The organism is Luteolibacter sp. Y139 (assembly GCF_038066715.1).
Taxonomy (GTDB): domain Bacteria; phylum Verrucomicrobiota; class Verrucomicrobiia; order Verrucomicrobiales; family Akkermansiaceae; genus Haloferula; species Haloferula soli.
The window spans coordinates 858,417-872,643 of record NZ_JBBUKT010000001.1; the positions used below are offsets into that span (position 1 = coordinate 858,417).

At 62.1% G+C, this 14,227-nt stretch carries 14 protein-coding genes and 1 tRNA gene; 5 read left to right on the top strand and 10 right to left on the bottom strand.

Annotation, left to right across the window (positions count from 1 at the left end; genetic code table 11):
• Positions 1 to 28: 28 nt before the first annotated feature.
• Positions 29 to 2,500, bottom strand: a complete 2,472-nt coding sequence (gene mutS / locus WKV53_RS03615) for a DNA mismatch repair protein MutS (protein WP_341402985.1) — start codon at positions 2,498 to 2,500, stop codon at positions 29 to 31.
• Positions 2,501 to 2,628: 128 nt separating this feature from the next.
• Here mutS and WKV53_RS03620 point away from each other — a divergent pair, with 128 nt between their 5' ends.
• Together WKV53_RS03620 and WKV53_RS03625 are read left to right on the top strand one after the other, a co-directional pair.
• On the top strand, positions 2,629 to 3,483 hold the full coding sequence (locus WKV53_RS03620; protein ID WP_341402986.1) for a histidinol-phosphatase: 855 nt from the start codon (positions 2,629 to 2,631) through the stop codon (positions 3,481 to 3,483).
• Between the two features lie 35 nt (positions 3,484 to 3,518).
• Positions 3,519 to 3,953 carry a hypothetical protein gene (locus WKV53_RS03625; RefSeq protein ID WP_341402987.1) on the top strand — a complete coding sequence of 145 codons (435 nt, stop codon included), beginning with the start codon at positions 3,519 to 3,521 and terminating at the stop codon, positions 3,951 to 3,953.
• 289 nt (positions 3,954 to 4,242) lie between these two features.
• Here WKV53_RS03625 and WKV53_RS03630 read toward each other — a convergent pair whose 3' ends face one another.
• From WKV53_RS03630 to WKV53_RS03650, 5 genes are all read right to left on the bottom strand, one after another.
• A complete protein-coding gene (locus tag WKV53_RS03630) occupies positions 4,243 to 4,821 on the bottom strand; it encodes a L,D-transpeptidase (protein ID WP_341402988.1) in 579 nt (192 codons plus the stop codon).
• Between the two features lie 137 nt (positions 4,822 to 4,958).
• Complete coding sequence (locus WKV53_RS03635) at positions 4,959 to 6,302, bottom strand: tetratricopeptide repeat protein (RefSeq protein WP_341402989.1); 1,344 nt, start codon at positions 6,300 to 6,302, stop codon at positions 4,959 to 4,961.
• Between the two features lie 69 nt (positions 6,303 to 6,371).
• Positions 6,372 to 6,851, bottom strand: coding sequence for a hypothetical protein (locus tag WKV53_RS03640; protein ID WP_341402990.1), 480 nt, complete (start codon positions 6,849 to 6,851; stop codon positions 6,372 to 6,374).
• A gap of 55 nt (positions 6,852 to 6,906) precedes the next feature.
• Positions 6,907 to 7,965, bottom strand: coding sequence for a M42 family metallopeptidase (locus WKV53_RS03645; RefSeq protein WP_341402991.1), 1,059 nt, complete (start codon positions 7,963 to 7,965; stop codon positions 6,907 to 6,909).
• A gap of 53 nt (positions 7,966 to 8,018) precedes the next feature.
• Positions 8,019 to 9,434, bottom strand: a complete 1,416-nt coding sequence (locus WKV53_RS03650) for a sulfatase family protein (protein ID WP_341402992.1) — start codon at positions 9,432 to 9,434, stop codon at positions 8,019 to 8,021.
• On the opposite strand from WKV53_RS03650, the gene WKV53_RS03655 reads away from it, so the two are divergent.
• The 3 genes from WKV53_RS03655 (at position 9,433) to WKV53_RS03665 (ending at position 10,624) form a co-directional block, all read left to right on the top strand.
• Positions 9,433 to 9,657: a hypothetical protein gene (locus tag WKV53_RS03655; protein ID WP_341402993.1), complete on the top strand. Its 225-nt coding sequence runs from the start codon at positions 9,433 to 9,435 to the stop codon at positions 9,655 to 9,657. The two genes, WKV53_RS03650 and WKV53_RS03655, sit on opposite strands and share 2 nt — an antisense overlap.
• Before the next feature lie 21 nt (positions 9,658 to 9,678).
• Positions 9,679 to 10,449: an SDR family NAD(P)-dependent oxidoreductase gene (locus WKV53_RS03660; protein ID WP_341402994.1), complete on the top strand. Its 771-nt coding sequence runs from the start codon at positions 9,679 to 9,681 to the stop codon at positions 10,447 to 10,449.
• An 89-nt stretch (positions 10,450 to 10,538) separates the two neighbouring features.
• A tRNA-Tyr gene (locus WKV53_RS03665) sits at positions 10,539 to 10,624 on the top strand.
• Between the two features lie 282 nt (positions 10,625 to 10,906).
• On the opposite strand, the gene WKV53_RS03670 is transcribed toward WKV53_RS03665, so the two are convergent.
• The 4 genes from WKV53_RS03670 to cysT form a co-directional block, all read right to left on the bottom strand.
• Positions 10,907 to 11,236 carry an HU family DNA-binding protein gene (locus WKV53_RS03670; protein WP_341402995.1) on the bottom strand — a complete coding sequence of 110 codons (330 nt, stop codon included), beginning with the start codon at positions 11,234 to 11,236 and terminating at the stop codon, positions 10,907 to 10,909.
• Between the two features lie 217 nt (positions 11,237 to 11,453).
• Positions 11,454 to 12,473, bottom strand: coding sequence for a sulfate/molybdate ABC transporter ATP-binding protein (locus WKV53_RS03675; protein WP_341402996.1), 1,020 nt, complete (start codon positions 12,471 to 12,473; stop codon positions 11,454 to 11,456).
• Between the two features lie 36 nt (positions 12,474 to 12,509).
• Complete coding sequence (gene cysW, locus WKV53_RS03680; RefSeq protein WP_341402997.1) at positions 12,510 to 13,349, bottom strand: sulfate ABC transporter permease subunit CysW; 840 nt, start codon at positions 13,347 to 13,349, stop codon at positions 12,510 to 12,512.
• A 4-nt stretch (positions 13,350 to 13,353) separates the two neighbouring features.
• Positions 13,354 to 14,172, bottom strand: a complete 819-nt coding sequence (gene cysT / locus WKV53_RS03685; protein ID WP_341402998.1) for a sulfate ABC transporter permease subunit CysT — start codon at positions 14,170 to 14,172, stop codon at positions 13,354 to 13,356.
• Positions 14,173 to 14,227 lie beyond the last annotated feature (55 nt).

The window sequence follows — 14,227 nt, forward strand, 5'->3', positions numbered from 1 at the left end:
ATTCACCCGTTCCAGAGCGGTTTCCCGGCTAGAATTCCCCGAAAAGATCCAGCTGCGGCGCATTCGCCACCGGCATCTCATCCTGCTTCATATTCTTCGCCTTCGGCCCCTGCTTCTTCGCATCCGGCTTCGCCGAATTGAGCTCCAGGTGCGAGAGAATCGACTTCGCGCGCTCGATGATCGGCTTCGGCAAGCCGGCGAGCCTTGCCACCTGAATCCCGTAACTCTTGTCCGCAGCGCCCGGAAGAATCTTCCGCAGGAAGATGATCTCATCATTCCACTCCCTCACCGCCACGTTGAAATTCGCCACCGCAGGCCGCGTGTTCGCGAGATCCGTGAGTTCGTGGTAATGCGTCGCGAACAGCGTCCGGCACCCGACCACATCATGCAGGTGCTCCGCCACCGCCCACGCGATGGAGAGGCCGTCGAAGGTCGCCGTCCCACGCCCGATCTCATCCAGGATCACCAGCGAACGATCGGTCGCATGATTCAAGATCAAGGCAGTCTCGTTCATCTCGACCATGAAGGTCGATTGCCCGCGCGAGAGATCGTCGGACGCACCGACGCGGCAGAAGATCCGGTCCACCATGCCGACCAGCGCGCTCTCGGCTGGAACGAAAGCCCCCGTCTGCGCCATCAGCGTGATCAAGGCGACCTGCCGGATGTAGGTCGACTTGCCCGCCATGTTCGGACCTGTTAGAATCTGCAACAGCGATTCGGCGGGATCGAAGTTGCTGTCATTCGGGACGAACTTCTCCTCGACCAGCGTCTGTTCCAGCACCGGATGGCGGCCATCGGTGATCACCAGATTGCGCGAATCCTCAAGGATCGGCCTCACGTGACCATGAGTTTGCGCCGTTTCCGCGAGACCACAAAGCACGTCGATCTCCGCAATCGCAGCCGCCGTGCGCTGGAGCGCTTCGAGTTCCTTGCAGACCTCCAGGCGAAGCTGGAGGAAGAGCTCATACTCCAGCTGCTTCGCGCGCTCCTCGGCACCCAGCACCTTGTTCTCCATCTCCTTGAGCGCCGGCGTGATATAGCGCTCACAGTTCGCCATCGTCTGCTTGCGGGTGTAGTCGTCCGGCACCTTGGCCAGCTTCGACGAGGTGATCTCGATGAAGTAGCCGAAGACGTTGTTGAACTTCACCTTAAGCGAGTCGATGCCCGTGCGCTTGCGCTCGTCCTCCTGGAGCTTGGCGATCCACGACTTGCCATCGCGCGAAAGCGAGCGGAGTTCATCCAGCTCCGGCGAATGACCATCACGGATCATCCCGCCATCCTTCAGATTCGCCGGCGGCTCTTCGGCGAGCGACGCCTCCAAGTGATTGACCAGATCGGGAAAGGCTCGCAGTCCCTCCGCGTGGGGAACGCCAAGACAGCCGAGATCCTCCTGAAGCGCCGGAATGTGCCCGAGTGAAACCGCCAGCGCCTGGAGATCGCGACCATTGCCAGCACCTTGGGAAAGACGTCCCACCGTCCGCTCGATGTCGCGGATCCCTTGCAGCGATTCGCGGCACTTCGACAGGATGAACGGCTGCGCTAACAACGCCTCGATGAAATCATGGCGCTTGGCCAGGGCATCGCGATCACGCAGCGGATGAAGGATCCAATCCCGCAGCAACCGCGCGCCCATCGGCGTCTTCGTACGATCCAGCACACCCAGCAACGTGTGCTTCTTCCCCGAACGCGAATCGATCAGATCGAGATTCCGCTGCGAAGCCGCATCGATCAGCACGTGATGGGCATTCTCCCGCATCCGCAACGACCGCAGGTGATCGCAAGGCCGGCGAAGCTGATGCACCAGGTAATGCAGGATCGCACCCGCAGCCGCCACCGCCGAGAGAGCATCGGCACAGCCAAAGCCATCCAGCGAATGCACCCCGAAATGATCGCACAACATCTGCCGCGCGGGATCCGGCAGGAACGCGTAGCCATCATACGGCTGCGCGGCATGAAGATGGCCGAAGCCCGAAAGCTGCTCGTCCGAAATCAACAGCTCGGACGGCGTGAGGCGAGCCAGCTCGTCATCCAGCTGCGCCTGGTCGGAAAACTCCGCCACGGTGAACTCGCCCGTCGAGTGATCCACACACGCGAGCCCCCGCGATTTCCCCAGATGGAAAACGGCAGCGAGATAATTCGGCCGCTGGTCGTCCAGCAGGTGGCTCTCAATGATCGAGCCCGCGGAAATGATCCGCGCGATCTCGCGCTGGACGATTTTCCCCGGAGACGGCTCGCTCGTCTGCTCGGCGATCGCCACCCGCTTACCCGCCCTCACCAGCTTCGCGATGTAGGCGTCGGCAGCGTGATACGGCACCCCGCACATCGGGATCGCGTTGCGCTTGGTCAGGGCCACATTGAGGATCGGCGCGGCGGTCTTCGCGTCGTCGAAGAACATCTCGTAGAAGTCGCCCAGCCGGTAGAGCAGCAGCACGTCGTCGGGCAGCGAGCGGCGCATCGCTTGGTACTGCGCCATCATCGGAGTGAGCGTCGGAGCTGACATCTGCCCGGAGCTTGGGGAGCCGGAGCCGGGGCGAAAAGGCCAAGTTTCGACCTCAAATAACCCCGTGGAATCACGGAGATGACCAAATGCGATTGGCACATGGGCGCTCAAAAAGAGAAGCTCCCGCCGTGACCTCGATTCCCGCGCCCCTGCTCTACGAATCCCACTGCCACACCCCGCTCTGCAAGCACGCCCACGGGACCCCGCAGGAATTCGCCGCGGTCGCCTTGGAGCGGAATTTCAAGGGCATCACCTTCACCTGCCACTGCCCGCTTCCCGACGGGAATTCCGCCCACGTGCGGATGTCCCCCGAGCAGTATCCCGAATATCTGGACCTGATCGCGTCCGCCCGCGCTGCCTACGAGGGCAAAGTGGACGTCCGCACCGGCATCGAAAGCGACTACTTCCCCGGCGTGGAGCCATGGCTGGAAAAACTCCACGCCCGCGCCCCGCTCAGCCACATCCTCGGCTCCGTCCACTACCAGCTCGCCCCCTACCGGAAAGCCTACTTCCGCAACGACGTGCCGGCCTACCAGCGCCTCTACTTCGAGCACTTGGCCATGTCCGCGGAGACCGGCCTCTTCGACACCTTGGCGCACCCCGACCTCATCAAAAACGAGTCCCCCGCCGAGTGGGACTTCGCCCGCCTGCGCGAGGACATCTGCCGCTCGCTCGACCGCATCGCCGCCACCGGAGTGGCCATGGAGCTGAACACCAGCGGAAAGCTCAAAAGCCTCTCCGAAATGAATCCCTCCCTGCCCCAGCTCATCCTCATGCGCGAGCGCGGCATCCCGGTCGTCATCGGCGCCGACGCCCACCTCGCGGAAAGGGTCGGCGATGGCTACCGCGAGGCGCTCGGGCTGCTCCTGGAAGCAGGCTACTCCGAGGTCAGCTATTTCATCGACCGCAAGCGCCAGAACGTGCCGATCGGTGACGCCCTGGCCTCGCTCGCACCGCGGGCCGCCGCCGTGGGAGTCCCTTGACAGGTCGCGGCGGCGCGGGCTGTATGCCGTCGCGTATGAAGAAACTGATTTTCCCCGCTCTGCTGCTGGCTTCCACCCTGATGCTGCCGACCCCGGCGCGCGCCCAGGACAAGGAGAAGGACGACACCCCTCTGGCCAAGGAAATGGGCAAGGTGGATGAGGCATTCAAGGGCTTCCGCCGCGAGACCGATCCCGTGAAGGGAGCCAAGGCCGCTCGCGAAGCGCAGGATGCCCTTCTGAAGACCCTCGCCTTCACCCCGGCGCTGATCGAAAAAATGCCCGCCGGTGAGGCCAAGGAAAAGGCCCTCGTCGCCTACCGCACCCAGATCGGCCAGCTCTTCGTCACCTTCTGCGAAGTCGAAGCCGCCTTCGTCGCCAAGGACCTGCCCGGCGTCGCCAAGCTCGTCGATGCCGTGAAGGCCGCCAAGAAGAAGGGCCACGACGAGTTCATGGAAGACGAGGACAAGTAATCCCAGCGATTTCCCAAAACGAAAAGGCCCCGTTCGCTCCCGCGGACGGGGCCTTTTTCGCGAAAATGACCCGAGTCCGCTTTTCCGGTTTTCCGCTTTCCCTAGGCATACCGGAAAAGCGGAATTTTCAGGCGCCGGACTCCTAACGGTCACGGCCTGAACTCACCTCAGGAGCCACTCCAGTAATTCCAGTATCTATACATACTGGATTACTGGAGTTCGCTCGCCGGCACGAAAAAGCCCCGTTCACTCACGCGAACGGGGCTTTCTTCAGAAAGGAAATCTCAGTTCACTCCTTCACCGACACATCGGTGCCGAGCTTCACCTTGCCATAGACGATCGGCATCACGGCGCTGGGGCCGCGAACGCAGGCATGGGACGCCGCGCGACGCGAGCGCGGGATCGGACCGATGTGGTGGCCGACGCCGTCCCAAGTCAGGCGCATCCAGTAGTTCATCGGCGCGCCGACGAACTTGCCGCCTTCCGGCACGTCCTTCGGGGTTTCGCCGTCCACCTGATCGCCCGCCGCGTCATAGACCCGGCCGTAGGAGTTCGAGGACTTGTCGACGAGCTTTTCGAGGATCTTGTAGTCGCCCGGAGGCGTCGGACGAGAAGGCACGCCGCTGGAAACCGGATAGTCCATCGCCACCTCGTCGCCGTTCATCAGGAAGCCGCGCTGGATCGGCAGCGAGATGACGATGTGCGAGTTGCTTTCGTTGGTCTTGGCGAGCACGTCCTCGTTCTTCCAGACCTTCATCGTCTTCGGGTAGTCCGGCTCGGCCTTGAAGTGATCGTAGGTGCCCGGCGGGAAAGGATTGGTCGACTTGCCTTGGCCCTCGATCGGCTTGCCATCGGGACCGGTGGCCACGGATTTGTGGGCGCAACTGGCTAAAAACAGCGCCAAAACGCTGGCGAGAACGCGGAAAAGGGACGTCAAATACTTCATGGGACTGGCTGGGCGGCGGGTCTATACCTTACCTCCTCGCGTCCCGCAACCCCTTAACCCTAACGAGGATCGAGACCGTCCGCCCGCTGGAGCAGGGCCTTGGCACCTTCCTCGTTGCGTTTTTCGCCCTGCCAGATGGCCGCGAGACGGCGCAGCGCGGTGGCGGTTTCCTTTTTCTTGTCGGGCGGATAGGTGCGGATTGCCGTCCGCAGGCGGTCTTCGGCCGCCTTGGTCTGCTTGCTTTCCAGCAGGCACTCGGCGAACTCGGTGAGGAAGACGGGATCCGTCGCCGGGCCCTTTTCCCCGGAAAGACTCTCCGCCTCGCGGAAGAGCCGCGATGACTTCTCTCGCGATTCCGGATCGCGGCGACTCGCCACCGCCAGCTTCACCGCCACCTCCGCGTCGGAGGGATGGTAAAACATCGCCTTCTCCAGGAGCAGGCGCGCGTCGCGGGGCAAATCCGCGTTGAGAAATTCATCCGCCAGCTCGGTGAACTGGGCCACGTCACCGCCCTTCACCTTGAGCGCTTGGGCACCGTGCTCGCGGGCTTCCGCAGCGCGATCCTGTTTCCGGTAGAGCTTGGCCAGCGACTGGTGCGCGAGCCCTTGGTTGTTATCGATGGCGACCACATCGAGCAGCGTTTGCTCGCCTTCCTTGTCCCGTTCAGCAGCGAGTTGCAGGATGCCGAGCCGCGTCCGCAGTGCGAGCGACGACGGCACCGCCTCCACGTGCTTCGCCAGCATTTCGATCGCCTCCGGCAGCCGGCCGGTCGTGCGGAAATGCTCGCTAGCCGCACGCGCCAACACCGGGTCCTCCGGCTCACGCAGGCAAGCGCCCTTCAGCAATTCATCGACCTTGGCACGAGCCGTCTCATCGTCCTTGGGAAAAAGCGTCCGGGCCATGTCCACCGCTGCCAGCACCTCCGACGGTCCCGGCTGTGATGAAGCGATCGACTCAAAAATGGCCGTCGAGCGGTCGCGCTGATCCAGCGACTCGTAGATGCGGAACAACCGCCGCTGGATCGAAAGCTGGCCGGGAAACCGGGCGAGCGCCTTTTCCAAGGTCTCCCGCGCCATCTTCCCGGCGAAGTCATCGTCCGGCGAAGCCTCGCGCAGGAAATCGGCGTAGGCGAACTGCGCATCCAGCCGCTGCGGCTGGCCGGCGGCAAACTCGCGATAAAGCGTGGAGGCACCCTCGATATCGCCATTCGCGCGATGCTGTTCCGCCACGCGGGTCACCAGCGGATACGCGGCCGGATCGGCAGCGCGTGCCTTCTCGATCGCTTCCGCCGCCGCCTTTCCGTCTCCACGCTGCTCGGCCAGGATCCCCAGCGCGAAATCAAGCTGCGGCGACGCCGCCAAGGGCGACATCACAACAAGCCAGATCGGTAAGGCGGATTTCATGCGTGGAGCTATCAAAGCGGAATCCTGCTAACTGGTCAAACGCCGGGCGAGGCCATCTCTCGAGCCAACTCAGCGCCCGAGCAGACGTTTCCAAAACGACTTGGGATAGTCCGGATAGGCCTCGGCTGGAATCCCGTTGAAGGCGGAAGCTGACACCGCGCCGTCCAGAGATACGCCCTGTTCGATCGCCGGCAGGGCGGATCGCACGGGGGCGCTTCCTTCCGCGATGCGATAGACATATTCCTTCCGCCCACGCCTGAGGTGGTCCTGCGCCAAGCGGGTGGCAATCTCCACGATCGGTTCGGCATGATTGGGAATCCTGACCGGCTTCCTGTCGCTCGTGTACACGGAGAAGGTATCCAGAAAATGAATCCGGTGCCCGGCATCCAGCAACATCACTCGACCGAAGACTTCCCGGATCCATTCCCGCAAGCGCTTCGCAAGTAACTCGTCCCCTGCAAGGTCGAGGACCCTCGCCCCGATTCCGTCCTCTTCTGCACCCTCGGCCGCGAGAATATCCGCCGCTTGCGCGACCATCTCGTCAGTCACAGGCGCAGGGCGAGGTGAGTTTATGGACACGGGAAGCAAGGGAGGAACGTCCTTCTCAGAAACTCCAGTCGCCCTTGTCCAGCTCACACACACAAGCGACCAACAGGTCGATCGACGCCTGCAGGTCCTTCTTGTTCACCATCTCGATCGTCTGGTGGATGTGCCGCGTCGGCACCGAAACGGCACCGGCGATCGAACCACCGGGCACCATGCGCTGCAGACCGGCGGTGTCCGTGCCGCCCGCGGCGAGAATCTCCGGCTGCCACTGGATCTTGTGCTTGTCGGCAGTCTGCTTCATGTAGGCCACCATGCGATAGTCACAGATCACCGAGCTATCCATGATCTTGATGCCCGCGCCTTCGCCGAGCGCCGTGCAACGTTCCTGCGGCGTCGAGCCGGGAACATCATACGCAATCGTCGTATCGAGCCCGAAACCGAAGTCCGGCTTAATCTCCAGCGCGGAGACATTCGCGCCACGCAGGCCGACTTCTTCCTGCACAGTGAACACGGCGTAGAAATCGTAGGCTGGTTTCTTGCGCGACTTCACCAGCGCTCGCAGTGCCTCGATCAGCAGGAAGACGCACACGCGGTTATCCAGTGACTTCACATTCACACATTCGCCCATCTCCAACAACGGGCTCCAGCGCGTGACCGGATTGCCCACTTCCACATACTTCGCGACTTCCTTCTTCGGCAGGCCGGTGTCGATGAAGTAGTCGGTGATCTTCGCCGGCTTGTTGCGGTCTTCCGGCTGCATGATGTGCGTTGGCTTCGCGCCCATCACGCCGAGGAGGTCCTTCTTGCCGTGGACGATCACGCGCTGTGAGGTCAGCGCCTTCGCATCGAAGCCACCGAGCGGATTGAAGCGGATGAAGCCCTTGTCATCGACGTGGGTGACAATGAAGCCGATCTCGTCCATGTGAGCCGCAGCCATCGAGCGCTTGGCAGAGGATCGGCCCTTCTTCAAGGCGACCACGTTGCCCATGTTATCGATGCGGATCTCATCGGCGAGACCCTTGATTTCCTTGAGCACCAGCTCGCGGATCAGCTTTTCGAATCCCGGCGCGCCGGGGGCTTCACAGATACGGGAAAGGAGCGCGACATCAATGGCCATAGCGCGCACGCTAGAGGGCCGATCCCGGCGGTGAAAACCAGAAAACCGCCGGATTAACGGGATTTTTCGCCACTTCCTCCGGCCGCGAGTTCAGGGAAATCCTTCGTTAGATCGAGCGGATCGCCGCTTTCCCGCTGGATCTCCAGCAGCCGCTGGAAAAGCGGCACCGCAAGCGCCTTGCCCTCAGGCGTGGCGAACAGGTCCTCCATTTCATCCGGATCCGCCTTGAGGTCGAAGACCCGTGCGACCTTGGCCTTCGGATAGAGGATCAGCTTCTTGCCGTCCCGCTCGATCATCCGCTGGAGATCCATATACGCGCCGATCACTGCATCACGCGCCGTCCCCTTGTCTTCCCAGTGCGGGCGCAGGTCTTGGAAATTGATGTCCGCTTCCACGGGTGCGCCGGCGAGCTTCAGCACGGTCGGCATCGCGTCCTGGAGATAAACCGGAGCGTCGATCTTCTTGCCCGCCGGCACGCCGGGACCGACCACGAGGAACGGCACCCGCACGCTGGCGTCATAGAGGTTCTGTTTCCCCAGCAGCCCGTGCTCGCCGCAGGAAAGGCCGTGGTCCGCAGTGAAGAAGACGTAGGTATTCGCCGCCGCCGGGCTTTTCTCCAGCGTGTCGAGAATGCGGCCGATCTGGGCATCCAGATACGTGATCGCCGCGTAATACTCACGGCGATGCGTCTGCACCGCGAACGGCGTACGCGGGAAGGGCGCGAGGTTCTCATCCCGCAGTCCCTTCGCAGCGCCCATTGCCTCGCGGTAGGGATAGAGCGGCAGGAAATTCGCCGGCACTTTCACCCGCGACATCGGATAGCGATCCAGCACCTCGCCGGGCGACTGCCGGGGATCGTGCGGGGCATTGAAGGCCAGATACATGAACCACGGCCGCTCATCCTTTTCCCCCACAAATTCCGCGAAATCATCCGCTACCACCGCACTCCAGTGCTCACCGCCGGTCCAGAAGCCACCTTCCTCCGGATCGCTCGCACTCCACGTGTCCGGCTTTCCCTCGACCGGGCGGAAATAGGCATTCTTCCCGTCCGGGGCCATCCCGCCAGGCCGGAAGTGCCGGATCTCTGCGAAGACCTTCTTGTGATCCGCCTCAATGTGCCACTTCCCGGAAAAGCAGGTGCGATATCCCTGCGCCGCCAGCCGCTGCGGCCACAGCTTGTTGGCGGCCACGTAGTCTTGATTCAGCTTCGGCTCCGCATCGCGCGCCCGCCAGAGCTGCTTGCCGGTCATTAGCATGGTCCGGCTCGCCACGCAGATCGCTCCGTGCCAGCCGCCGGGATTATAGACATGGGTGAAGGTCGTCCCGCGTGCCGCAAGCCGGTCCAAGTTCGGCGTGTCGATGTCCTCGTGACCCAGCGCGTGGACCCCTTTCCACGTCAGGTCGTCGCCGAACAGGAACAGCACATTGGGTTTCTCCGCCGCCGGCAAGCTCCCCAGAAGCACCGCCATGGCGGCCAAACGCATCAAAAACGGCATCCGCAAAATACCCCGAAACCGAATCGAATTTGTCAGACATCTCGGCGCAAAACCCGCGTTCAACCCCTTCAAAAGCTGGATATTTTTCGCCATCTCCTTGTTCTATTTTGCAATCAAACCTTCCGTTCCCACTGATTGGGAAAGTATTCCATGTCGTTCCATGGTTAAAACACGGTTGAAACTTGGCCGGGCCTAACTTCGTCTCTAGACAACTTCCATGCCCGCCTCCCACCAGCCATTTCGCCTCGACGGTCGCGTCGCCTGGGTCACCGGATCCAGCCGCGGCCTCGGACGTGTGATTGCCGAGACTCTCGCCGCTGCCGGTGCCAAGACCGTCGTCAATTGCTTCGCCAGCCGCGACCAAGGCGAGGCCGTGGTGGCCGGCATCCTCGCCGCGGGTGGCGAGGCAATGCTCGTGGCGGGCGATGCCATGAACGAAACTGAGATCGACCGCATGGCCGGAGAGATCGAAAGCGAGTTCGGACCGGTCGACATCGTGGTCGCCAATGCCACGCCCTTCCAGCCCATGAAGGAACTGGAAGACTACACCTGGGAGGAACACCAATCGATGGTGGACGCCTTCATCAAGAGCCCCTTCTTGCTCGCCAAGAGGCTGCTGCCCTCGATGAAGGACCGCCGCACCGGCCGCATCATCAACATCACCAGCGAGGTCTTCCACGCCGGCATGCCGAAATTCAGCGCCTACGTCGCGGCCAAGGGCGGCCAGATTGGCTGGAGCCGCTCGATGGCCAACGAACTCGCGCCGCACGGCATCACCGTGAACACCGTCGCCCCCGGCTGGATCCCCGTGGAGCGCCACGACGACGTGCCGGAAAGCGACAAGGCCGGCTACCTCGCCACCGTCCCGATGGAACGCTGGGGAAAGCCCTCGGACATCGCCCACGCGGTCACCTTTTTCGCCTCCGAGGAAGCCTCTTTCCTCACCGGTCAGACGCTCGTCGTGAACGGCGGACGCACGCTCTGGTGAAGAACTTCGGTGCCCCGAAGAACATTGCGGATTTTCCCTTGCCAAAGGCCGGGCAGCCCCATAGTTCTTCGCCCCCCGCCGATACAAATGGGTAGGTGCCCGAGTGGCTAAAGGGGGCAGACTGTAAATCTGCTGGCTTACGCCTACGCTGGTTCGAATCCAGCCCTACCCACCATCCTCTCTCTGAGAGGATCATGCGTATCTCTTGCCCAAGTCGGACGAGGTCGCGGATGCCAGCACGATGCGCTTTTCCGTGCGGTTCTCCCTTTCCCGCATCAACTGCCCTCTCGCATCCACTGGCGAACGAGCAGGAGCATCGCTTTCCAGCAACTCCTGTTGGGGCCGACCTCCCGGCCGTACAACAAATTGGACGGGCTTCAACGAAGCCCGTCCATGAATTGATCTCAAAGAGATGCATGCCACGGGCCACGATCGTGGCCCATCGCCTTCAGGCTTCTCAGAGCACCATGTCCTTGAGCGCCTTGAGCGGGCGCACCTTGACGGCGGTGGAAGCAGGCTTGGCCTTGAACATGACTTCTTCCTTGGTGAAAGGATTGATGCCCTTGCGAGCCTTCACGGCAGGCTTCTTGACCGTCGAGATCTTCAGCAGGCCGGGAAGGACGAACTCACCCACGCCGCGCTTGTCGAGGTGGCCACCGATGATGGCACCGAGACCGTCGATCACCGAACCCACTTGCTTGCGGGTGAGACCGGTTTCAGCAGCGATCTGATCGAGGATTTGCGTCTTCGAGTACTTGTCTTTGATGGGAGCTTGCTTCTTAGCCATGCACGAGGCGTGAACGATCTTGCCCGTCGCGTCAAGGCTTTGAAGGACAGGAGCATACTCTAAGTGAGGTGCGGCGAATCCGTCTCCGTACAAGAAAAAAGAAGACTGCCATTTTTTAAAAAAACAAAGCCCATCCGCTTGCCATCAAGGCGCGGTAAAATGAGCAGCGCTCATACCTGTTTCCGTTTCACTTCCCCTAGCTCGCCGGGGAGCAGCTTCACGGCGAATGAGTGGTCGGATCTGCCTTCTGAGCCTTGGCCGAAGGCTTCGGCTCCGGGAAACGCAGGCCGACGATGTCGCCGTTCTCCAAGGCCATCTCATCGACCTGCTCGCGGGTCGCCCAGACTTCGATCTCACGGCGACTGCCGCTCTCGGGCACCACACTCAGCCGGGCGAAGGGACCGGCGACGAAAAGATGGCTGACCCGGCCGGCCACGCTCACGCCCTCTTCGGCGGCGAACTTCAGCTCGATCTCGTGCGGGCGGACATAGCGACCGTCATCGAGCTTGTTCACCTCGCCTAGAAACTCATAGACGAAAGAGGTACGAGGTTCATCGTAGATCCCCTGCGGCACGCCGGTCTGTTCGATACGGGCGTTCCGCATGACCACGACCTGGTCGGCGAGTTCCAGCGCTTCTTCCTGGTCGTGGGTGACAAACAGCGTCGTCAGTCCGATTTCATCGTGGAACTGGCGCAGCCAGCGGCGCAGATCCTTGCGCACCTGGGCATCAAGCGCGCCGAAGGGCTCATCAAGCAATAGCACCTTCGGCCGGATGGCCAATGCACGGGCAAGCGCGACGCGTTGGCGTTGACCACCGGAGAGCTCGTGCGGGCGACGCTTGTCGAGACCATCGAGCTTCACGAGGTGAAGCAGTTCCTTCACCCGCGAATCGATCTCGCTCTTCGCGGGACGCTTCGATCCGGGCAGCACGGTGAGGCCGAAAGCGATATTGTCCGCCACGGTCATGTGCTTGAAGAGCGCGTAGTGCTGGAAGACAAAACCGACGCCGCGCTTGCCCGCTGGCACGTCCGTCACGTCCTCGCCGTGGAAGAGCACGCGACCGCTGCCAGCGTCGGCGTATTCAAGTCCCGCAACGATGCGCAGCAAGGTCGTCTTGCCCGAACCCGAAGGGCCTAACAGGGCCGTCAACGAGCCGTCAGGAATTTCGAGCGAGACATCATCGAGCGCCGTGTAGCTACCGAAAGTCTTGTGGATGGACTGGATCGAGACGGACATGGGAAGAGGCGGAAAGCTGGAAGAGCGAAAAAAGGGTCAGTGCCTGCCTTTGGCGGAGTGACCGGTGAAATGTTCGACGGCGGTTTTCAGGCCCAGCGTGAGGAGGGCGAGCAACGCCAGCAACGCGGCACAGGCGAAGGCGGCGCTGAAGTGATACTCATTGTAGAGCACCTCCACGTGCAGCGGCAGCGTGTTGGTCTTGCCGCGGATGTGGCCGGAGACAACCGAGACCGCGCCGAATTCACCCATGGCGCGTGCGTTGCAAAGCAGCACACCATAGAGCAGACCCCACTTGATATTGGGCACGGTCACGCGACGGAAGATCTGCCAACCGGTCGCACCAAGCGTAACCGCGGCTTCTTCCTGATCGCTGCCCTGGCTTTCCATCAGCGGGATCAACTCGCGGGCGACGAAGGGAAAGGTGACGAACACCGTGGCGAGCACGATGCCCGGCAGGGCGAAGATGATCTGGATGTCGTTCTCCTGGAGGAACGGCCCGAACCAACCGCGCGCGCCGAACATCAGCACGAACACAAGACCCGCGATGACCGGCGACACCGCGAACGGCAAATCGATCAGCGCGAGCAGGAACGAGCGGCCCTTGAAGCGGAATTTGGTAATCAGCCATGCAGCGGATACACCGAAAACCGTATTGAGCGGCACGGCGATGAAGGCCGCAATCAGCGTGAGCTTGATGGCGGACAGCGCGGCATCGTCGGTGAGCGCTTTCACAAGCACATCCGCGCCACGGCGGAAGGCCTCGATGAACACCGCGGCCAGCGGCAGCAGCAGGAACAGCGAGAGGATGACGAAGGCGACGCCGATGAGCAGCCAGCGGACCGGGGCAGATTCAGTGGTGACGGAACGATAGGCCATCGGTTCAGCGGGTCTGCCAGTTCAGGCGACGTTGAAGAAGATTGATGAGGAAGAGCAGCCCGAAGGAAACAATCAGCATGCCGGACGCGATGACCGCGGCAGCCTCATACTTGAATTGCTCCAGCTGTTTCACGATGAGCAGCGGCAGGATCTCCGTCTTCATCGGCAAGTTGCCCGAGATGAAAATGACCGAACCGTATTCACCGATGGCGCGCGCGAATGCCAGCGTGAAGCCGGTGATCAGCGCGGGCACCAGCATCGGGAAAATCACCCGGCGGAACGTGGTCCAGCGACCCGCACCAAGACTCGCTGAGGCTTCTTCCAACTCATGTCCCAGATCCTCCATGACCGGCTGCACGGTGCGGACCACGAAAGGAAAGCCGATGAAGGTCAGAGCGATGAAAACGCCGATCGGCGTGTAGGCGCTCTTGATGCCCCACTCGAACAGGATCTTCCCGATCCAGCCATTCGGCGCGTAGATCTGGGTGAGCGTGATGCCCGCCACGGCGGTGGGCAGCGCGAAAGGAAGATCCACGATCGCATCGAGGAGCTTCCTTCCGGGAAATTCATACCGCACCAGCACCCACGAGACCAGCAGGCCGAAGACCACGCTGACGGAGGCGGCGGCCGCACTGGCCCCAAAGGTCAGCCGGGCGGCGGCCAGCGTCCGGGGAGAGGTCAGGATCGACCACCACTCGGCAGGACCCAAACCGGCCGCCTTGATGAACAAGGCGGCCAGCGGGATGAGGATGATGCCGCTCAGCCAGAAGATGGTGATGCCCATCGAAAGGCCGAAGCCGGGAATAACGCGTTGCTTCGCCATTAAGTATTCAGCTCTCAGTTGGGAGTTTTTAGCAGGGGCACCCGGTCGTCTGGCT